Annotated in this window: 14 protein-coding genes; 4 read left to right on the forward strand and 10 right to left on the reverse strand. The window is 69.4% G+C overall.

Going from position 1 to position 20,882, the window contains the following annotated elements; all coding sequences use genetic code 11:
* The first annotated feature begins 126 nt into the window (after nucleotides 1–126).
* A complete protein-coding gene (locus test1122_RS02770) occupies nucleotides 127–1,305 on the forward strand; it encodes a CapA family protein (RefSeq protein ID WP_232267553.1) in 1,179 nt (392 codons plus the stop codon).
* A 66-nt stretch (nucleotides 1,306–1,371) separates the two neighbouring features.
* Here test1122_RS02770 and test1122_RS02775 read toward each other — a convergent pair whose 3' ends face one another.
* The 4 genes from test1122_RS02775 to test1122_RS02790 all read right to left on the reverse strand — a co-directional run bounded on the left by test1122_RS02775 (nucleotide 1,372) and on the right by test1122_RS02790 (nucleotide 5,202).
* Nucleotides 1,372–1,872 carry a type II toxin-antitoxin system PemK/MazF family toxin gene (locus test1122_RS02775; protein WP_422396909.1) on the reverse strand — a complete coding sequence of 167 codons (501 nt, stop codon included), beginning with the start codon at nucleotides 1,870–1,872 and terminating at the stop codon, nucleotides 1,372–1,374.
* A 93-nt stretch (nucleotides 1,873–1,965) separates the two neighbouring features.
* Entirely contained in the window at nucleotides 1,966–2,784 is an 819-nt protein-coding gene (locus tag test1122_RS02780) for a hypothetical protein (protein WP_232267555.1), read from the reverse strand.
* The gene (locus test1122_RS02785) at nucleotides 2,784–4,061 is read right to left on the reverse strand and encodes a VWA domain-containing protein (RefSeq protein ID WP_232267556.1); all 1,278 of its coding nucleotides are present in this window, start codon (nucleotides 4,059–4,061) and stop codon (nucleotides 2,784–2,786) included. The genes test1122_RS02780 and test1122_RS02785 overlap by 1 nt, the downstream gene beginning before the upstream one ends.
* A gap of 127 nt (nucleotides 4,062–4,188) precedes the next feature.
* A complete protein-coding gene (locus test1122_RS02790; RefSeq protein ID WP_232267557.1) occupies nucleotides 4,189–5,202 on the reverse strand; it encodes a hypothetical protein in 1,014 nt (337 codons plus the stop codon).
* A 187-nt stretch (nucleotides 5,203–5,389) separates the two neighbouring features.
* On the opposite strand from test1122_RS02790, the gene test1122_RS02795 reads away from it, so the two are divergent.
* Complete coding sequence (locus tag test1122_RS02795) at nucleotides 5,390–5,596, forward strand: hypothetical protein (protein WP_232267558.1); 207 nt, start codon at nucleotides 5,390–5,392, stop codon at nucleotides 5,594–5,596.
* Between the two features lie 70 nt (nucleotides 5,597–5,666).
* Nucleotides 5,667–6,137, forward strand: a complete 471-nt coding sequence (locus test1122_RS02800; protein WP_232267559.1) for a hypothetical protein — start codon at nucleotides 5,667–5,669, stop codon at nucleotides 6,135–6,137.
* Nucleotides 6,138–6,852: 715 nt separating this feature from the next.
* Here the strand turns inward: test1122_RS02800 and test1122_RS02805 are convergent.
* The gene (locus test1122_RS02805) at nucleotides 6,853–7,170 is read right to left on the reverse strand and encodes a hypothetical protein (protein ID WP_232267560.1); all 318 of its coding nucleotides are present in this window, start codon (nucleotides 7,168–7,170) and stop codon (nucleotides 6,853–6,855) included.
* A gap of 192 nt (nucleotides 7,171–7,362) precedes the next feature.
* On the opposite strand from test1122_RS02805, the gene test1122_RS02810 reads away from it, so the two are divergent.
* The gene (locus test1122_RS02810; RefSeq protein ID WP_232267561.1) at nucleotides 7,363–9,939 is read left to right on the forward strand and encodes a GmrSD restriction endonuclease domain-containing protein; all 2,577 of its coding nucleotides are present in this window, start codon (nucleotides 7,363–7,365) and stop codon (nucleotides 9,937–9,939) included.
* Nucleotides 9,940–10,057: 118 nt separating this feature from the next.
* Here test1122_RS02810 and test1122_RS02815 read toward each other — a convergent pair whose 3' ends face one another.
* The 5 genes from test1122_RS02815 to test1122_RS02835 all read right to left on the reverse strand — a co-directional run bounded on the left by test1122_RS02815 (nucleotide 10,058) and on the right by test1122_RS02835 (nucleotide 20,713).
* A complete protein-coding gene (locus test1122_RS02815; RefSeq protein WP_232267562.1) occupies nucleotides 10,058–10,309 on the reverse strand; it encodes a type II toxin-antitoxin system RelE family toxin in 252 nt (83 codons plus the stop codon).
* On the reverse strand, nucleotides 10,306–10,587 hold the full coding sequence (locus tag test1122_RS02820) for a type II toxin-antitoxin system Phd/YefM family antitoxin (protein WP_232267563.1): 282 nt from the start codon (nucleotides 10,585–10,587) through the stop codon (nucleotides 10,306–10,308). Before test1122_RS02820 ends, test1122_RS02815 begins: the two co-directional genes overlap by 4 nt.
* Nucleotides 10,588–10,681: 94 nt before the next feature.
* Nucleotides 10,682–12,949: a UvrD-helicase domain-containing protein gene (locus tag test1122_RS02825; RefSeq protein ID WP_232267564.1), complete on the reverse strand. Its 2,268-nt coding sequence runs from the start codon at nucleotides 12,947–12,949 to the stop codon at nucleotides 10,682–10,684.
* A gap of 5 nt (nucleotides 12,950–12,954) precedes the next feature.
* Nucleotides 12,955–19,674 (reverse strand): DEAD/DEAH box helicase, encoded by a 6,720-nt coding sequence (locus tag test1122_RS02830; protein ID WP_232267565.1) that lies wholly within the window; start codon nucleotides 19,672–19,674, stop codon nucleotides 12,955–12,957.
* 121 nt (nucleotides 19,675–19,795) lie between these two features.
* On the reverse strand, nucleotides 19,796–20,713 hold the full coding sequence (locus test1122_RS02835; protein ID WP_232267566.1) for a hypothetical protein: 918 nt from the start codon (nucleotides 20,711–20,713) through the stop codon (nucleotides 19,796–19,798).
* Nucleotides 20,714–20,882: the final 169 nt, after the last annotated feature.

Below are 20,882 nucleotides of genomic sequence, written 5' to 3' on the forward strand. Positions count from 1 at the left end.
CCTCACCCTGACGGCCGTATGGCCTGCTCCGTTCTCGTGATACGCCCGGCATTGCGCCAAGGATCCGCACCATGCCGCACGCATTAGTGGGCTTATCTACTAATCCCACGTACGGAGCGCGGACCCTTGGCACAGCACACACGCTATGGAGCAGCGCTGCTTGCCGCCGCGCTGCTGACCACGGTCACCGGCTGCGGCGGCAGCTCGCCGGAAGACCCGGCCACCGAGCAGGGCGCCCCCAAGCGCGGCACCCCGGTGGCCAGGGCCGCGCCCGCCAAGGGATTCACCCTGGTGGCCACCGGCGACATCCTCCCGCATGACTCGATCATCCAGCAGGCGCGAGCCGACGCGGGCGGCGGCGACAGCTATGACTTCCGGCGGATGCTCGCTGGGGCGAAACCAGTCGTCTCCAAGGCCGATCTGGCGATCTGCCATATGGAGACGGTGTACGGCCCCGACGGCGGCCCCTTCACCGGCTACCCGGCCTTCAAAACCCCGCCGCATATCGCCCAGGCGATCAAGGACACCGGCTACCACTCCTGCTCCACCGCCTCCAACCACACCCTGGACGCCGGGGCCGCCGGAGTGAGCCGCACTCTGAGCGCCATGGACAAGGCGGGCCTGAAGCATGCGGGCTCGGCCCGCTCCGCGGCCGAGCGGACCAGACCGGCCATGCTGGAGGCGGGCGACGCCCAGGTCGCCCAGCTCGCCTACACCTACGGCACCAACGGCATCCCCGTCGCGGCGGACAAGCCCTGGATCGTCAATCTCATCGACCCGGACCAGATCATCAAGGACGCCCGCGCCGCCCGCCGCGCCGGGGCCGATGTGGTTGTGGTCAGCATGCACTGGGGCACCGAGTGGCAGGAGGCACCGAACCGTCAGCAGCTGAAGGTGGCCCGGGAGCTCACCGCCGCGCGGACCGACGGCCGCCGCGATATCGATCTGATCCTGGGCACCCATGCCCATGTGCCGCAGGCCTACGAGAAGGTCAACGGCACCTGGGTCGTCTACGGCATGGGCGACCAGATCGCCGGGGTGATGAATGACCCACGGGGCAGCATGGGCTCAGCCGTCCGCTTCACCTTCGCCCCGCCCGCCCGGGACGACGAGGCATGGACAGTACGGAAGGCGGAGTTCATCCCACATCTGATGGCCAGCAGCCCCCGCTTCGACCTGGTCAACCTCCCCCGGGCGCTTGCCGACAACCCCGACCGCGCCGAGTACGTCCGTGCGCGCGACACCATCCGCAATGCCGTCCTGAGCCGGGGCGCGGCGAAGGACGGCCTGACGATGGGCCGATGACGACCGCCGCGATGAGCGCCAACGCGAAGAACAGCGGCCCGGAAGTGCCGCCCCTTCAAGCGACGCTCACCGCCAGCCGTAGCGCTGCTGCAAGCGGTGTACGACCTGCCCGAAGCGCGCCCGGTCCAGCGCGCACGCCTCACGCCGCATGCCCGCGGGGTGGACCCGCAGCACCCGGTCGAGGTCGACCCAGGACTCCCGGCCCTGCCGGTCCCATGGCCCGCTGCCGATCGCGACCCACTCATGGTCGTTGTCCCGGCGCTGGCTCGTCAGCTGGACGGCCAGCAGGGTGTCTCCGGCCTCCCGGGCGACTACCAGCACCGGCCGGTCCTTGCCCCGCCCGTCGTTCTCCTCATAGGGCACCCAGGTCCAGACGATCTCCCCAGGGTCCGGTTCGCCGTCCGGATCGGGCTGATATGTGGTGTGTACGCCGCTTATCTGATGGGGCAGCGCCTCTGCTGTCGCACCCGGCCCACCGCGGCCAGGAGTGTCAACTGCCGTATCGCTCTCTTCGTTTCGCAAGGTCACAGGCCATACCGTACTGGCTCTCTGCGATCTGGCCGCCATGCCGTCCCGCCGATGCGTATCGCCCGGAGCTCACGGCTGACCACAGCCAACGAACACCAGGCGATACACACAACTCACACCGGCCTACGGCCCCTACCGACGACGCCCCACAAGGTGGTATCCGCCCACACCCGCCAGGGCGGCGAGCACTCCGCCGCCGGCGGTCCACAGGATGCGGTCGGACCACCAGCCGCCCATCCAGCCGCTGTCCGGTTCGGTGAGGGCCACCGTACGGACCTTGTCGCTCTCCTCGCTGTCCTCCTCGCTGCCCTTCGGGCTGCTCTGCTCGCCGGTCGAGCCAGGCTGGGCGGCCGGAAGCAGCGGAGCCGCGAGCTCCCCGCCTCCCCTGCGCGCCCCACTGCCGTTCGCGGCGTTGACCTCCACCTCGGCCCGTACCGGCAGCCCCAGATCCTTGTCCGGCAGCTTGACGGCGGTCAGCCGCAGGTAATACGCCCCGGGCAGCGGGTCATTGGACCAGGTGTCCGCCCAGGGCTGCACCGCAGGAAGCGTGCAGCTGAGCGTCAGGGTCTCGGCGTCCTGGGACGCCGTCTTCGTCTGTCTCCCGGACGCACAGGCCTGCCGCCGCAGCAGCCCGTCGTAGACGTCCACCTGCCAGGTGACGGAGCCACTGCGGGTCGCGGTCTCCGGCAGCGTCACGGTCGCCTTCACCTTCGGCGCCTGCCCGGCCCCGGCGGGAAAGACCCAGTACAAGTAGTCTCCCGTGGAGGCGACCGCCTGAGCCTTCTGCCCCTGCTCCATGGCGGTCGCGGTACGGAAGCTCGTACCAGCCTCGGCAGGCTGGTACGGCTTGGCAGCCTGGGCGTCGCCCTCATCCGCCGCAGCGGTGCCGGCTCCGCCCAGCAGCGCCGTACACGCCACCAGCCCAGCCATCACAAAGCGTCTCGCGCGCATCAGCTCGCCCTCCGTACCGGGTTGCGCAGTCGGCCCAACCAGCCCCACAGCACACCGGCGACCAGGCCGGTTACGGCCAGCAGCACCAGCGGCACCCAGCCCCGGGCCAGCCCGAAGGCGGCGACATCGGGCACCGAATCAGGGGCGGCCACCACATCGACGTTCAGCTCCACGGGCAGCCCGGGGGTGCGCTTGACGGAAGCGGGCGCCGAGAAGGAATGGCTCACCTCCACGCAGACGGTCCGCTCCTCCTCACCGGTCCACGGGTAGCGCAGTCCGGCCGACATCACATCGGTACGGCCATGCCCAGCCCCCGAACCCCGGGCGAGCTCCTGCCCCTTCTCCGTTACCGCCCGCACCAGCACGCCGTAATCCCGGTCAACGGCCCGGTCCGCGAGCACACTCGCCGAGGCCCGCAGCTCCTGCCCCGGCTCCAGCTCCACCCGGAACCAACCGTGTTCGCCGAACTTCTGCCGGTCGCCGTAGAGACCCGGCTGAAGCAACGGAGCATCCGCGCACCGGTCCTGGGACCCCTCCACCACGGTCGGGACCACCACCGGCGTATCAACGGAGCGCCGTACCAACTGCTGCAGCCGGTCGGACAGCTGCCCGGTGTCCTGCACGGCCGTATAGGTGCCCCCGGTCGCCTCTGCGATACAGCTCAGCTGCTCCCGTACCTTGGCGTCCGAGGCGAGTCCAAGCGTGTCGACGGTCAGATGCGTCCCGTCAGCGGCGAGCTCACGCGCCACATCACACGGGTCCGGCAGCCCACACGAGTCCTCCCCGTCGGTGATGAGCACGATCCGGCGCGTCCCGTCACGGTCACCATCACCATGACCATCACCATTACGGAGGTCCTTCACCGCCTGGCGCAGCGCATATCCAATGGGTGTCCACCCGGTGGGCCGCAACGTCGCCACCGCGGCCTTGGCCTCGGTCTTGTCCACCTTCCCGACGGGATAGAGCTGCTCACTGTCGACACAGCCCCGCCTCTTGTCCTCACCCCGGTAGTTGGCCCCGAGGGTCCGGATCCCCAGACGCACCTCATCGGGCACCGCGTCGATGACTTCCTTGAACGCCTGCTGCGCGGCAGCCATCCGGGACTGCCCGCCCACATCCCGGGCCCGCATCGAGCCGCTGACGTCCAAGACCAACTCCACCTTGGGCGGGGTCTCTTGTTTCACCGGCTCAGCGGCGGCACTCGTTGGCAGTGCGCCGACCGTGAGGGCGGCGAGCAGCCCGCACAGGACCGCCGCCGACCGTCTTCCTATGATCATTGGCGGATCCTATTGATCACGGCCCACTACGCCAAATGAACCGTGCTGCCGAGGGCGGCAGCAGCGACCTCATCGACTTCTGCATCCCGTCCTCTGGACCTCATGACCACCGGCCCACCCGCCCCCCTCACCCCCGTACGCTGACCCGGCCCAGCGGCCCATGCGGCCCCGCCTCCAGCGCCGCCCGCACCTCGGCGACAACGCGCCCAGGCTCCCGGGCCAGCTGCCCCGGCGTAACGCGCACCACCCACAACCCGGTCTCCTCCAGCCGCCGGTGCCGCTCCCGCGCACGCTCCCAGTCAGCCACCGAGAAGTACTGCGCCCGGGAGTCGACGTCGAGCAGTACCCCATGCCGAGCCCAGTACGCATCAGCAACGCACAGAAACTCCCCGCCCACATACAGCCGCGGCTTCCACAAGGGGCGAGGCAGCCCCGCCCCCTCCACCACCCTCCGCGCCAGCCCCTCCCCCGGCGAACGCGTCCCGGCAACCAGCTCACCCAGCACCTGCGCCACCCCAGGGCGCGTCCCCAGACACTCGCTCCGCAACTCAGCGCCCAGCTCCTCCAGGCTCACACCCCGCGCCTGGACCACCTCATGCAGCAGCCCCCGCACCCACCCCGGATCCGGCGCATGCCGCACGGCGTCCACAGTGGCCCGCAGCAACGGAGCCACCGGCAGCCCCCGCCCGCCCGCGGCCACCCCGGGGAAGCGCCGGGTACGGTAGACCCGCACCCATTCCCGGCTCCGTACATTGCGCCGATACGGCACCAGCACATCAATCATCTGCGGCCCGCACATCCGGGCGGCCCGTACCTGGTGCAGCATGAGTGCGGCAGCCCCGGTAATGACCGCTTCAGCCGGCGCCCGCCCCGGCGCCGGAAGCGGGCTGGCCGTCCGCCGTGTCGCATAGCACAGCGCGGCCCGGTAGCGCTCCTCACCGGTCAACGGCCCGGAGTGCAGCACCACCACACCGGGCAACGGCCGCTGCCACCGGCCACCAGGACGACACCGGTCACGGATCGTCGCGGCGGGCACCCCGGCAGCCAGTAGCTGAGCGTGAGCGGCCACATCCCCTTGCCTCCGGGCCAGTTGGGCCAGGGAGCCGCTGTAGGGACGGTAATCCTGCGACGTGATACTCATACAAAGCGCACTGCCCCCAGAGGCCTCCCCAAATCACGCCGCGTAACTACTCTGCACACAATCACCCGAATGAGTAACTGTGTGTGAACCCACCGAGCATCGTGGCCACAGCGTGCGGGCGTGCGCTCTCCCCGCGCCCCAGCCCCTCTCCCCCAGACTGGATACCCCGAAGCGAAGGGGGCCTGCCATGGCCAGGCAGCGGCACGAAGCCCGCCAAAACGGCGGGCAGCAAACATGGAAAAACCCGCTCCGAGACAGCCAAGCACAGAACAACCACATACAGACCGGTCACACCCTCGACCGAGGCGCACTGGCACGCCTGGCCCTGCTGGCCGGACTGCTCCTGCTGTTCGTGTCACTCATCGCGCTGCTGCTCTACCGGTTGCTCAGCTGACAGCAGGGGGCCGGAGCGCGTTGTGCTCTGCACCCTTCCCTCCCCCAATCCAAGCCCCCACGATGGAACCATGGACAACGAGACCGGACGGGCGCGACTCGAACTCTATGTGGAGTCCTTGCGCGCCCGGATGGACACGGACCAGTTCACTCTCCTGATGCGGACGTTCCATGCCTGGCTGAAACAGGGCGGCGGCACGCTCCGCCTCCACCTCGAACCCCACGAGAAGGAGCTGTTCACCGCCGGCGTCCAGGACGAGATGCTCACCCTCATGGGTCTGGTCGGGGCCCTTGACCCCGGCCACGAGGACCGCGCCGACCACATAGTGGTCGACCTGGGCGACGGCGACCACGCCAAGGGCGTCCGCTCCCTGGTCCCCCGCGATATCGCCGAAGACCCCCAACGCCTCGCCGAGATGCGCCGCCGTCTCGACGCCGAGGTGCAGCAGCAGAGGCAGCAGCGGGAGCAGGACGCCCACGAGGTCGAATCCATCGCCCGCGCCAGCGGCCTTCTCCCGGAGAACGATGACACGGCGAACTGACCGGCCGCCAAAGCGCACCTGCTGGAGCAGGCGGCGCCCGATCGCTATGAGTTCCATGGTCTGCTGTGCGCCCATGCCACTGATCAAGCCCAGCACGAGGAGACGCCCGAGCGCCGCGAAGCCGCTCTGCGGCGCGTGTGCCCTGGTACCTGCACTCAGCAGACACCGCTCAGGCCTGAATCAATCCCCAGGAAACCCATATCCCACTCGATCCACCTGCTGACAGCATCGATCCGCTGACCTTCTCAGACCACGGCAAGGCCATGCTGGTACGAGCTGGAGCGCGGCAATCTTCAGGCCGCCGCTCGTGCCGCCGGGGCAGCCGGACTTGACCGGATCGCATGGACGCTGCCCGCCGCCCTGCGCAGCGTCCATATGCTCCTCAACCCCTTCGAGGAATGGCTGGCCATGGGCCATACCGGCCTGTGCACCGCCCGTCGGCTCGCCGACCGAGCAGCAGAGGCCGAGCTCCTGGAAAGCTTCGGCATGGCCTATACACAGTTCCCACCGCCTGACGGAAGCCGCCGACCACCACCAAAGCGCCCTGGCCATACGACGCGAACGGACGATCGGCTGGGCTAAGCGCTCTCACTCAACGACATCGGGCTGATCTGCCTCCGGAGACGACAGCTGAAAGAAGCCAGGACGTATTTCGAACGCTGCCTTCTCCTCTTTCGAGAGACCGACGCCACCCACTGGGAGGCCATCGCGATGGTCAAACCTCGCGGAAGTGAGATACGAGCTGGGGCAGTTGCCCGCAGCTTCCGAACAACGGCGGATCCATGACCGGCGTACAGAACCAGGTCGGCAACATCAATTCCCAGCAGAGCCGGGTACTTCGGCGGTCGGCGCCGAGAAGGCGGCGCAGTTCACGGAGAAGCTCAAAGACAGTCGCGGGAGCTTGGCGCAAGAGCGCGACCTCGTCCAGGACTACGAGCAGTGCCTCGGCTTCCTCGATGTCGCTGCGGAGCAGGACATCACCGCTCCGGACAGCCGTGGCCTGGCCCGCAACATGCTGGAGCGGATTCTGCAAAGTGCGGCGGTGCCCCCGGCTTGTCCACCCTCGTCGCATCAGCGATGTCGCTCATCGCCACAATGTCCTGACACCGCTGTGCAGGCGTCGGCCACAGGTTGCGGGCGAAAGTAGGCCCGAACCCGCCTGTCGGCCAACCCGCCGCTCGTAGGCTGATCGCCAGTACGGACCGGACCAGGGAAAGGCCGTGAGTTGAAAGCCTCGGAGACGACCGTCGCCCGGCTCATGCAGGGGCAGACGCAGCAGTTTCAGATCCCGCTCTACCAGCGCACCTACTCCTGGGCAGAGAAGCATCTGGAGCAGCTGTGGCAGGACATCCTGGAGCAGGCTCGGCTCCTTGAAGAGGGCAATACGGCCACCGCCCACTTCCTCGGCTCCGTGGTACTGGCCCCTTCACCGCAGACCGAAGCGACCTTCCCCCGTCATCTGGTCGTGGACGGTCAGCAGCGGCTCACCACCATTTCCATCGCGCTCACGGCGCTTCGCGACCATCTGGCCGACACCGATCCGCAAGCGCGAGAACGGCTGAACGAGCAGTACCTGATCAACAAGTGGTCCAGCGGCGACAGTGCATTCCGGCTGCTGCCCACACAGGCCGACCGTGCCCTCTACGCCGGGTATGTGCGCGGGGCACACGACGGGTTCCGAGGCGGTGGCCGTATCGGTGCCGCGTACCAGTTCTTCCGCCGCAAGCTCGTCGCGGCCCAGGACCCGGCGGATCCCTATGACCTCACCTCCATCGAGCATGCCATCACCACCCGGCTCGCTCTGATCAGCGTCAGTGCTGACCGGGACGACAACGTCCACCGGATCTTCGAGTCGCTGAACAACACCGGCAAGAAGCTGAGCCAGGCCGACCTGTTGCGCAACTATCTCTTTATGCGGCTGCGAGTGCGCGGCGAAGAGGTGTACGAGACGCACTGGCTGCCAGTGCAGCAGTCCCTCTCCAATGAAGATCTCGAGCATCTGATGTGGCTCCAGCTCGTGCTGGACGGTGATGAGCGCGTGCGCCGACAGGACCTCTACGGGGCCCAGCAGGCGCGTTTCGAGAAGCAGGACACCACGGAGGAGGACATCGCCTCCTATGTGCGGGAGCTGCACCGCAGCTCCTTCCATCTGCGGCGCATCCTGCATCCCGAGACCGAGGAGCACGCTGGTATCCGTGAGCGGCTGCGTCGGCTGCAGGAGTGGCAGGCGACCGTGACACACCCAGCAGTCATGCTCCTGCTTGGCCTGCGGGACCAGGGCCAGGCGGACAGCGACGAGGTGATACGTGCCCTGTCCTACATCGAAAGCTTCCTGGTCCGGCGCATGCTCTGCTGGATCCCCACCAACAATCTCAACCGCATCTTCCAGGCCATGCCCGGCCAGCTGCCGGTGGGTGTAGCCCCCGCCGACGGCATCCGACAGCTGCTGTCGGTCTCCCGGCGCTTCTGGCCGACCGATGCCGAGCTGCGGGAGGAGATCCGGAAGGCCCCCTTCTACGAGCGTGGACGCCCAAACCAGCGGCTCTTCGTCCTGCGGCGCCTGGAGGAGAGCTTCGAGCATCCCGAGCCGGTGGACTTCTCCCGCGCCGAGCTCACGATCGAGCACGTGATGCCGCAGTCTCCCGGCGAAGAGTGGCTGGACGCGCTGGCGGTCAGCGGTGAACCGGACGAGACGCCCCAGCAGCTGCACGCCCGCCTCGTACACACCCTGGGCAACCTCACCCTTACTGGCGTGAACTCCCGGCTGTCCAACCACATCTTCGAACGTAAGAAGGACCTGTTCACCTCCAGCCATCTGGAGCTGAACCGGGGCATTGCCGAAGCGGAGAGCTGGAGTGCGGAGGAGATTCTCGCCCGCGCCGACATGCTGACCGAGCGTGCCGTGAAGTTGTGGCCAGGACCCATCGATGGTGTCTCCCATGTGGAGCGGGGACGGGACTGGGGGCAACTGCACGAGGCGCTGGCCGCGATGCCGGACGGCACTTGGACAACATACGGGGACCTGGCCGCCCTCATCGGCTCCGCCCCGCAGGCTGTGGGCAGCCATCTACTGAAGACGCCGGGCGTGCTCAACGCACACCGTGTCCTCACCCACCAGGGCCTTCCGGCCGAGGGGTTCCGCTGGCCCGGTGAGGACCGGGGGGACGTGCGCGACCTTCTCGCGTCCGAGTGCGTCGAGTTCACCGAGAGCGGCTCCGCGCACCCCGAGCAACGGCTGTCCACCGAGGAGCTGGCCGCGCTATTGGGGCTGCAGGGGGACGACAGGCAAGGGCAGGCGGCACCTCGCGGGGAGGCGGACAGCGCCGTGGCATCCGTGCAGGAGCGGTGGGAACGCTTCTTCCACCAGCTCGCGGCCGACGATACCGAGGCTGTGGTCGCCGCTGTCCGGGAGCTCCTCGACTTCTGGGAGAATGAAGCGGGTGGCGGTTTCTCGATCGGCAGCGGCAAGACCTACGCCGGTGCTTCTTTGCTGCTCGACCGGCGCGATGCCCCCGACATCTGGCCGGTGACCGTCTATCCCGGAACCGGGCGTGGTGGCGTGGTCGAGGTCGCCTTCCAGTATCTGACCTCCCGTGAGCCGTTCACCGATGATGCTCTGCGCGATGAACTGCGGCGACGGTTCAACGGGATGACCGGTGTGGAGATCCCCCAGGGCAAGCTCACCCTCCGGCCGAGCTTCCGGCTGTCGATCCTGACGGACGAGGGCAACCAGCAGGCCCTACGCGAAGCCCTGCTGTGGTTCCGCGACCGCGTACTGGCGGCAGAAGAAGAAGCGGGCTGAGCGAATCCAGACTGCTTGGGAGCGACAAGCAGCGCCGCCCCAGGGCCCCAGCCCTGGGGCGGCGTTCTGGGGCGGCGTTGCGCGGGGCGTAAGGCCTGCTTTCCTCACACACGTTCTGTCATGGGACCTTGCCTACGGTTTCGATGGAGATCACGACGGGGGATCCGTCCCGGACCTGATACAGCACCCGGTACCTTCCGACGTGCATGCGGAAATAGCCGCTGCCGTACGGGTGCGATCCGAGCGGCCGTGGATTGCCACGGAGCAGGTTGATCGCGTCGAGAACTTGATCAATCTCTTCACGATCGGACTTGCGCAGCTGGGTCAGTGCCCGGCGGGCGGCGGGCTGAAAGACGACCTCGGCGCTCACGCGGCTCCCCGCCGGTGCCTGGCAGCGTCCTGCGCGGCGAGCTCTGCGAGAAACTCCTCCTGCGTGAGCACCGGGTCCGGGCACCCATGGGCCTCGTTGAGGCGGTTCTGTGCGATGGCCAGGTCATCTTCGAGATCGGCGAGTTCCTGGGGACTGATGAGTATGGCCACGACGGTGCCGTGGTCAGTGATGGCGGTGCGTTCGCGGCTGGTGGCTGCTTTACGGCACAGGTCACCAAGGTTGGCCCGGGCTTGTGCGATGCCGATCGTGTCACTCATGCATGAAGTGTATCTAGTGAATCTCGTGGATGGTGCCTGGCCGGCATCGGCCGCGGCTCCGGCCCCGCTGCCCGGGCTTCACCTCTGCCGCTGTCTACTTCAGCAGGCCGGTCAGGAAGCGGCTGGGGTCGCCGTGCCAGAAGATCGCCAGGGCGTCGCGGGCGCGGGTGGCGGCGACGAACAGCAGGGAGCGGGCGCGCTGGAGTTCCCGCTCGTGCCGGGAACGGTCCGTGTGCTGCCATCGGTCGACCGCGCTGCGGGGGACCAGCCCCTCGCTCACCCCTGCGATGATCACGCGGCGGTATTCGAGGCCCTTGAAGCGGTACATCGTTCCGATGTGGACGCCCTCTCCGCCCTTTGGTCCCTCCGCCGTGATCTCCACGGGTTCGATGCCGGCCCGCTTCAGCCGTACGGCGGTCTCCGTCACCATGTCGTTGGTCGGTACGCAGATGGCGACAACGCCGCGGGGAACGTCGTGCCATGCCTTGATCTGCTCGACGATGGCGTCCAGCTCGCGGTCCCAGGTGGGCTCGCCGTGCAGCAGAGGCCGGTTGCCGTGCAGCACTGACCGGTAGCCGGTCAGTGGGTCTTCGCCGCCGTCCAGGTCGTCGTATGCGGCACCGTCCAGGACGCGCTGGGCATCGCGCAGGATCTCGCTCGTTGTGCGGTAGCTGAGCGTCAGCCGGGAGGAGCGGCCTCGGATGTTGACGCCGAGGCTGCCGAGAGTGACCTGGTGGTCGTAGATGCGCTGGTGGGTGTCGCCGACGAGGAAGAGGTCATCTGGGCCCGTCGGCACCATCGCGCGCAGCAGCTTCCAGTGCGACGGGGAGAGGTCCTGGGCCTCGTCCACCACCGCGTGCCGGTAGCGGTATCGCAGCCAGGCGCCGGATCCGGCTTCCACGTGGATGTTGTGCATGCCGCCGCGTTCGTCCCGCTCGGCCTGCCGGGCGTCGATCTTCGCCTTACGGGCCATCTCCAGCCGGGCGGCCCGCTCGGCGACCTGCCGGTAGGTCTCCAGTCCCTTGAGGTCCAGACGTTGGGTGAAGCGCTCCGACAGCTGCCAGATACCGGCGCGCTCGGCGCGGCCGATGCTACGTCCGCGTCCGGCCCGCCGCGCCCGGAAGTATGCGGATCGCGTGTGGACGGCCTGGCCCAGGATCACCTGATTCCATTCGTCGCTGAGGAACTCCGCCGCCCATCGGCTCTCGCCCGTCTCGTCGAGCATGGCCCGCCATTCCCGCAGCGCCTGGTTGTCGTCGATGCGCCGCTTCCCGCCCGCTGGATCAGCCTCGCGCACGACCTGAGCGGCGAGCTGGTCGATGTGGAGGATGTCGACTCTCGCCAAGGTTTCGGGGCCGCCCAGGGAGAGCAACCGCGCGCGCAGGTCGGCGGCGAGGTTCTTGTTGAAGGTCGTCAGCAGGATGGGCTTGGTGTGCCCGGGAGGGAGCTGGTCGGCCAGATGCTTGACGCGGTGCAGGGCGACGATGGTCTTGCCCGTTCCGGGGCCACCGCTGACCCGGGTGGGGCCTGAGTAGCGGCGGTGGACGAGCTTGGCCTGCGTGGGGTGCAGAAAGGTCTTCCAGCGGCCGAAGTCGCCCTCCTCGATGATGCTCTGCAGCTCCTCGTCGTCGGTGATGACGACGGCTTGGGAGCGGTGTATCGCCGCCTGCCAGTCGTCGGTGTCCACCGGGCCTTCCGCGGCGACCGGCTTGGTGACCTGGTCCAGGACTTGGTCATACGGCGTCCCGTCACGCAGTCGCAGCAGGACTTCGCCGGTGTGCCGAGGGGCGTATTCGGCCAGCCCCAGCAGCTCGTCGTCCGTGGTCAGCTTCCGGATGATCGGGATGAGTGGCTCGGCGACACCCAGTTCCGCGAACTGTTCACTGCTGTACGCGCCGAACAGCGGCTGGGGGGTGGCGGTCTCCCCCGGGGCAGCGGTCTCCTGCGGGCCGGATGGTCGCGGAGTGGGCTGCTGGGGCAGCGCGCGGCGCAGCACACTGTCCTCGACGACTTCGAGGTCGACGTATTCGATGCCGCCGGTGACCTGGTTGATGCCGTAGGCATACCGTTCGAGGTTCCGGTAGACGTCCTTGTGGTGCTTGACCGCGACGAGCAGCCAGTCGTTCCCGCCCAGGTCCAGCAGCAGGGCCCGGTATTCGCGGTTGATCCGCGCCGACCACAGATTGCTGTCACCGGTCAGCTTCTCCAGGTGGAATCCGCGGGATGTGGGGTTGCGGCGGAACTCGCGCTGGAACTGGTAGACCGCACCGATCACGGGCCGGTCGAGCTTGGCGATCTCCTTGTCCGCCTTGTCGAGCAGGCGCAGCGTGGCGCCCTGCGCGGGTGCGGTAGTGCTGGTCAAGTGGGCTACTCCTCGTTCTTCTGCTGCGGGGTGCCGCGCTGCGTGCCGGTGTCCAGCAGTACGGCGAGTACGTCGACGTCCCACCCGGCGGCGGTACGGGCCTGCCACCCTGCCTTGGCGTAGGCGCGGTCCCGGTCTTCGGCGTCGGTGTCGGGGGAGCCGTCGGCTCCGGGGCGGTGGGAGAGTACGACCGCGACGCGCTGGGCGGGCCAGGCGAGTTCGGCGAGCCAGCCCTCCCCGCCGAGCTCGTAACCCTGCTCGGGGGCGGGCACGCCTCGGTCGGCGAGAGCGTGAGCCAGTTCGTGAAGGCCGGGGTCGTCTTCGAGGTACTCAAGGACTTCGTCCCAGCCCGGATCGCTTCCGGCTGTGCCGGGCATGTGCTGGCCGGGCTGTTCCTGGCGGTCGGCGGTCACGGCGGGTTGGCTGCGCTGGGAAGCCAGCCAGCCTCCGCCTCCTGTCACAGCCAGCTGGCTGAGGTCGAATCCGGGCAGCAGCGAGGCGGTGAGCTGTACCCCGTCCCCCTCGCCTTCGTTCAGGAACTGCAGCAGGTTCGTCCAGTACAGCCAAGCGCGCCAGCGCCGCCGATGAGCTTTCTGGTCTGCTTCGATGGTCTCCTCGGCATCGTCCAGGACAGTGAGTGCCGTCCAGGAAGCCGCCTCCGGGCCCTGTCGCAGATCGATGGCGAAGACCAGCGAGCAGCCGCTGTTGTCCTGGATCCGCGCGATACGCACCTTGCCCTTGCCTCCGGGGAAGGGCTTACCGGCCAGCGCGTCAGCGATGCGTTCCGCGACGGCCTCCCCGTCGCCGAGCGTCGCGCTGGCGCCCGGCGCCCTGACCGTGCCCGCCAGGGCGCTCTGCACCCGCAGCAGCCAGCGCTCCGCGTCCGGTTGAGCGAGGTAACCCAGCAGGGTCTCCACGGGGTTGGCCCATATATAGCGCTGCATCTCCCGGGGGTCCGCCCCGCCCTTGCGGTACCAGTCGCACGCCTCCCGCTGGGCGTTGCCTCCGTACGGCTTCCAGACGGGGTCGGCCTCCGCTGCTGTGTTTCCGGCGTGTCCGGCGTGTCCGGTCCAGGACTCCACATCGTCCCAGGTGAGCTGGAAGACGTGCCATCCTTCCGCGCGGAGCCGGGTGCGCTTGGCCGCGTCGTCAGCGACCCGGTTGCACTCCGGGCTGGCGTGGTAGCGGTAGCCGTCGAGGTACACCGCCACCCGCAGGGGTTCGGCGTCCAGGCGGTGGAAGACCACATCAGGCCGGGTCCAGCCCAGGTCCTGCTGGGTGTCAACCTGCCACCGGGTGACGGCTCCGTCGGGTGCCGTCAGCCGCAGCTCGCTGGAGCGGCGGCCGTCGGCTGTCCGTTCGCTGCGGGCACTGGCTTCGACGTCCGCGCGGGCGGCCCAGGTGAGCAGCCCGTTGAAGAACCGCTGTTCCAGCTCGCTCTCCAGCTGCCTCACCAGGGTGATGTCCGCAGCTGAGGCGACCGGCTCCGTGTTCCATCCTGAGCCGTCGGGGCCGAGCAGCTCACTGAGGATGTCCAGGGCCTGGTCACGCGAGGCGTAGGCGTACTCGTTGTCGTCGATGTGGCGCAGCAGGCAGCGGTGGCACGCCTGACGGCCCTCCTGACGGCACACACAGCCCTCGATCACCTCGCGGGCCGCCGACAGCACCTGCAACAATCCGTCGCGTCCGGCCATCCGGTGCAGATAGCCGGTGCCTCCGGGCAGTGTGTCGTAGAGCGTGAGGTAGTGGCGGCGCAGATCCGAGTCGCCGCTGCCCGGCTCCGGCATGGAGTCCGGAGTCACGGCCAGATGGTCCGGGTCGCCGCCGTAGCTGCGGGAGACACCGGCCAGCAGGGCGGCCTTGAGGGAGACACGCCGCTCCTCGGTGTGTGCGGTGACGGCCGGGATGAGGATGCGCAGGGCCTCGGTACGCAGCTCCTGGGCGAGGAGGATGTCAACGCCGTCAGCACGGGGTCCCGTATGGGGAGGTTCCTCGCGCAGCCTCGGGCACCACGGCCGGTGGTGGGCGGCCCGCTTAGCGGGATCGTCGGGGCCGCCGTCCGGATCCGCGTGTCCGCAGGTGGCGCAGATCCAGAAGGGGTTGAGCCGAACCTGCTGCCCGGCGAAGGCGTCACCGCTGCCGTCGGCGCGGGCGGTTCCGACATTGATTCGGCGGATCGCGGCACTGCGGGTGAACTCCCAGCCGAAGGTGGCGCTCTTGTGGCGCCACGCCTGGTCGATCGCCTCCGGGGGAATGTCCACGGCGGTGACCACGGTGTAGTGCCGCTGCTCCCGCTCGTCCCTGTCGTCACGCACCCGGGCGTCATCGCGCTTGTCCCGGGACTGGACCCGGCGCGGGCTGATCACTCGGTGCAGGCAGCCGTTGTCGGCGATGGCGGCCGAGTGGCAGCGGGGACAGGGCGACGGGTCGTGCTCGGCCCGGTGCGTGCGAACGTAGCCACATGAGGGGCATACCCGCCACCACAGCCACGCCGGGCGTTTGACGCTGCCGATGTCAACGCCGGTGACGCGGTGCTTGTAGCCCTGGACGTAGAAGGTGTTGCCCGGGGCGAAGTCGGTCAGGGCCAGGCGCGCGGAGCGCTCGTAGACGAGGGTCTTCGTCCGGTACTCGGGCTTGCTGTCCTTGCCCGCTGTGCCCTCCTCGCGCCAGGTCAGCAGGGCTTCCAGCTCTGTGCGGGACTCCATGAGCCCGTAGTTGGGCAGCAGGCCCAGGTCGACCAGGGCCTGCTGGGCCGTAGCACTGCCGTGGGCCCGCTGCAGGCTGGTGACCGAGCGGCGTTCCGCGCGCAGTTCACGCGCCTGCTGCTGGGCTTCGGGGCCGCCTTCGTCCAGGGCGCGGGCCGCGGTGTCGATGGCGGCGAGCCGCTGCTGGAGTTCCCTCTTGCGCCGCTCCCAGAACGCCTGTGCCTCATGCAGGGCGCCGCGCAGGCCGCCGATCGCGTACGCGTGCAGCTCCTCGGCGGCCCGCGGGCTTACTCCCTGTTCACGGTCTTCGTCGTACGCCGGGAACAACGCGAGGAACTTGCTGACGCGCGCCTGCCCGTCAGCGAGCGCCGCCTCGGCGAACTCCTGCAGCCAGCCCGACGCGCCGAACAGCGCGGACGCACGGTGGGGCAGGGGCGGCAGCGGCGCCTCGGTGTCCCGGCTGCCGGGGGCACGCAGGCGCCCAGCGCCCGCAAGGTCCAGCAGATGGGCGGTGTACTGGCGGCGCAGGATCTCAACGGCGGAGAGGAAGCAGCCGGGAGGACGGATATCCCCGGCGATCATCTGGCGGGGCTCTTCGAGGTAGTAACGATCCCGGGGCCTGTTGCCGACCAGGGTGAGCAGATAGGCGTTGCCGGTGCGGCGGCCCGCGCGGCCGGTGCGCTGTACGTAGTTGGCGGGTCCGGTCGGAAGGGAGGCGAGGACCACGGCCGACAGGTCGCCGATGTCGATGCCGAGTTCGAGGGTCGGGGTGCAGGACAGGATCTGGGGGTTGGCGTAGTGGGCGTCGGTCCCGGCACGGAACGCCTGTTCCACGGCCTCCCGCTGGCCTCGGGTGAGGGTGCCGGTGTGTTCGGCGGTGTTGATGGTGTACGCCCCGGCTTCCCGGTACATACGCCGGTAGTAGTCCTGCGTGTAGTCCCGCTCGCGCAGGCTGGACGGGTCGGCGGGGTCTACCACGTGGCCGGTTCTGAGCTCGCCGCCGCAGCGGTAGCGCAGACACGGCTGCCCGTGCCAGTGGTCGGCGGAATCGGGGTGCACGGTCTGCTGCCAGCCACAGGACGCGCAGCGGGCGACGGCTTCGCTCACCACATCGTCGGAGAGCTTGCGCACCTGGATGTGCCCCGGCTGCAGGCCGTAGAGGCCGCTCCCGTCCCGGGCGGAGCGGACCGAGAGGACCCGCGCGTCGGCGAGCGCACGCAGCAGCCGGGGCAGGAAAAGCCCCGTGGTTTGTGGCTGCAGGCCGAGGCAGCGCACCGTCCAGTCCTGGTACCACCCGCCCCGGCCGGTCACGCTGTCGAACTCGCTGCGCTGCTTCGCGCCGCTCAACAGAAAGCTGGGGGCCGCCCGGCCAGGGGGAAAGGCGGGCATGCCGGTGGGACGGCCGCCCCAGATCCCGAAGCGGCTGGTGCCCCCTTCCCGCAGCCATGGGTCCAGCCAGCGGTGCCGGATGGCACCGCGCAGGCGCAGCCGCTCCAGGACGCCGCGCACATACGCCACATACCGCTCGGCGTCGGGGACGGACCCGCCAGGGAGGGCGATCTCACCGGGTGTGGTGCGTAACAGCTCCTCCACGATGCCGCTGACCCCGTCCGGGTCGGCCAGCAGCACCTCGGCCGCGGCCGTACGGGTCAGCTCCAGGGTGCGGCCCAGCCGCGAGCTGAGCCCGAACTCCATGACGGCGGAGAAGGCCAGCCGCTCCGCGATCAGCTCCCAGGTCCGCCGCGACCCCTTGCTGCGCCCGCTCAGCAGGGTGTCCACCCCTGGCACGGTGTGCAGATCCGGCGGGATGACGGCAGCCCGCACCTCCTGGCTGTCGGCGACATCGCCCATGATGTCGGCCGCCAGGTCGTTGAGCGCGATGGGCTCCTCCTCGTCCATGCCCCTGGCGAGGAGTGAGCGGAAGGAGAAGGTGTAGGAGCGGTTGGCGACGTATCCGGCGCGGTGTGCGGCGTCCTGTACCGAGTCATTGAAGAGGAGGGTCTTGTTCTCCTTGAGGCTCTTGTTGAGCTCTCCCCCGGTGAACAGCTGGGTGACCGAGGCGGCGGCGAGCGCCGCGATGCCGGTACCGAGGTAGAAGATCGCCCCCGAAGTGCCGCAGGCCGGGCACTCATCGCGCTGCGCCGCCGCCTCGGCTGCCTTGTCGGCTGCGGCTTCCGCGAGCACGAACGCCACGTCGCGCAGCCGTGGCGCCGGATTCCCCTCCCCGTCGAGATCCCGCGCGGGGTCCAGGGGCCGTATCCGCCCGGCTGCGGCGTCCAGGACGAGTACGGCGGCTCCGCCGCGCGGTATGTCCCCGCCCTGTGCTGCCCGGCGGGCCTCGGCGGGCGTCGCCGCGATCATGTTGCGGACGCGTCGTTTGTCCGCGCTGACGGAGGCACGCCGGGTCTTCTTGGGCTTGAGCTCGAGCATCACCGCGTCGGTGTCCGTGGCGAGCGCGGCCCAGCCGGACCGCCCGCACTCGCGGCAGTAGACCGCTGGAAGGTACACCTGGGCGGGAGGCGGGGCGCTGTCCTCGCCGGGGGCCGGGGCTTCGTCCGGCCCGGGCCCGGCAACCGGCGCCGTGGCGACGCCGTCCCGGGCCAGCTGTCCGTCCTCACCCATCCGCTCGTCGTCCCAGCGGAACTCCGCACGGCTCAACGCGACACCGCGCAGCAACTGCGCGACCGGCCGCACCCAGTGGTGCACCTCGATGGAGAGCAGGGGACGCCCGGGATGCTCCGGGTCGCGCGCGGTGGACAGCAGCGCCACATAACGGGCGAGCGCCTGGGCGGCCTCGCGGGGCCGCTGCTGGAGCGCGGCACCCCAGTGGTAGGCGTAGCGGGGCAGAACGCTGAGGATCTCGGCCATCGTGCGAGGCCGGCCGCCCAGGATCTCCAGCACGGCACCCGTCATACGGTGCTGTCTCAGCCGGTCGCCCAACTGCTCAGCTAAGAGCCCTGATTCCCCGGTGAACGCGGCGGCCAGCCGGTCCACGGCCCCGGGATCACGCAGCGGATCGCCGCAGGCATTGACCTCCTGCGGATTCGGGAAGGGTAAGGAAAAGTCGGGGTCTCCGGTGACATCGCCCGCGCTCTGCCGGTTCTCCCCCACCACGGCGGCGGCGGGGAAGGGTATACCGAAGATCTGCTCGGCCACGGAGGTCATCGGCCCGGCATCGCCGTCCGTACCGCCCTCGCCCAGGGTGGCGGAGGTCGCCACGGGACAGGCGCCGCCCAGCGGCCTGCCGGGGCGGGCAAGCCCGGTGACGGCACCGAGCCGCCGCAGCAGCATGGCCACATCGGTGCCCTGCGCGCCGTCGTAGGTGTGGAACTCGTCCAGCACCACATAGGCGAGCGGGCAATCCCGCCACAGCCGCTGGTCCTCAGGGCGCTGCACCAGCAGATCGAGCATCTTGTAGTTGGTGATGAGGATGTCGGGCCGGGCCCGCCTGATCTCCTCCCGGCGCATCATCACTTTCGGCGCGGCCTGCCGCACTTCGGCGGAGGGGGTGTCTCCGACGTACAGACCGGCAGTGACGTCCTTCAGCCGCGGATCCTGCTCCAGCAGCTCGCTCAGCCGGTGCGCCTGGTCGGTGGCGAGCGCGTTCATGGGGTAGAGAAGGAGCGCCTTCACTCCCTCCTGACCGGCGACCCGGGCCCGGCGGCAGTGATCGAGTACGGGGACGAGGAAGGACTCGGTCTTGCCGGAGCCGGTGCCCGTGGTCACCAGGGTGGGCTCCGCGACGCCGTGCAGCGTACTGAGCCGCTCCCACGCCCGCGCCTGGTGCGCATACGGTAAGAAGTCGCGCGGCCACCATCCCAGATACCGCTGCCAGCCCTCGCCCGCGACCTGGAACGGGGTGCGGATGCGCAGGTAGGGCCCCCGGAAGATGCCCTCCTCCGGATCAGTGAGAAAGTCCTCCAGCGCCCGGCGCGTGCCCTCATCCGCCAGCGCGTATGTCGTCGACAGATACTGGCTGAGGCTTCCCTGCACTTGCTCTGCGGCGAGGGTGGGGCGCACGAAGGGCACTCCTTCACTGAAACGGTGCACGCGAGGGCCGTGGGGTGATCAAAGATACGCTCAGATCAGCGGAAGATCAGGCATTCGACGACAGAGCGGCACCCTTGGCGGCGTCTTGCGGTCACGCGACGGTCGGGTGTGCGGCGGGTGTCCCCAACTGGCGGGCTCTGCGGGCGGCTCGGAACGCCGAATAGCCGGGGCTGTCGGCGATGGGGGGCATGGGCTCGGGGTCTGCTTCGAGGCAGGCCGAGCAGCGGTCTTCGTCCGCCTCGGGCAGGAACAGGCGCGGCTGGGTGTGCGTGCCCGCGCACTCTCGCATCCGGGCGGTGCGGGGAGGTGGCTGTGGGGCCGGGATGTCCTGGCGGGGGAGGTCCGGGAGGGCGTGTTCCAGGCGCCAGCGCAGTACGGCCAGGGGTGAACGGGCGCCGTCCAGGCCCTCGGTGAGGGTTCGGCGCAGCTGGTCGTGTGCGATGCCGCGCTCCAGCCAGGGTGCGGCGAGGGGTGCCCACTGCCGCGCGGTGCGGGCGGACATCGCGAGGCGGGGGTCCGTGTGCGCCAGCGACCGCAGCAGCGCTTCCGCCGCTGCGGGGGCGGCGGGTTGGTGGGAGGTGTTCTCCTCAGGAGTGTTCGGGGGTTGACCGCCGACGGACCGGTGAGTCGGCTCACCGACGGCCGGTGGGGCGGCACTCGGCGGCGGCCCGGTGGGAGCGGGCTCACCCCGGAGGGCCTCCTCGGCCTCCTCCCGTGTGAGGGGAACGTTCGACACCAGCTGCGTCGTCACCCAGCGGCCCCGGTCGCCCTGGTACCGCCGCTCGTGGAGATAGCCCTCTTCGAGTAGTTCCCGCTTGGCTTTCTGGAAGGCGGCCTTGCCCATGCCCGCGCGTTCGGCCGTCTTCGACAGGGGTTCGTCCACATCGTCCGGCAGGGACAGCTGCCAGGTCAGCAGACGCACGGCGTCCGAGGACAGCCGGGGGTGGCGGATGATCTCGTTCGGAACCTGCGAGAAGAAGCGCGCAGGCGCGATAACATGCCGATGCATTCCGGGGACTCCTACATGGTCCGATCCTCGCGGATGTAGACCCCTGGCAGGTGTTCCTAGGCACCGGCCGGGGGTCGCCTCGTATCGGCACGAGGCAACCCGCTCAGCGGCACCGTACACCGCGCGTGATGGCGCGGTGACGCTCTTGTCACCACCCGTAACTTCCCGG

It is taken from the genome of Streptomyces gobiensis (assembly GCF_021216675.1).
Lineage (GTDB): Bacteria > Actinomycetota > Actinomycetes > Streptomycetales > Streptomycetaceae > Streptomyces > Streptomyces gobiensis.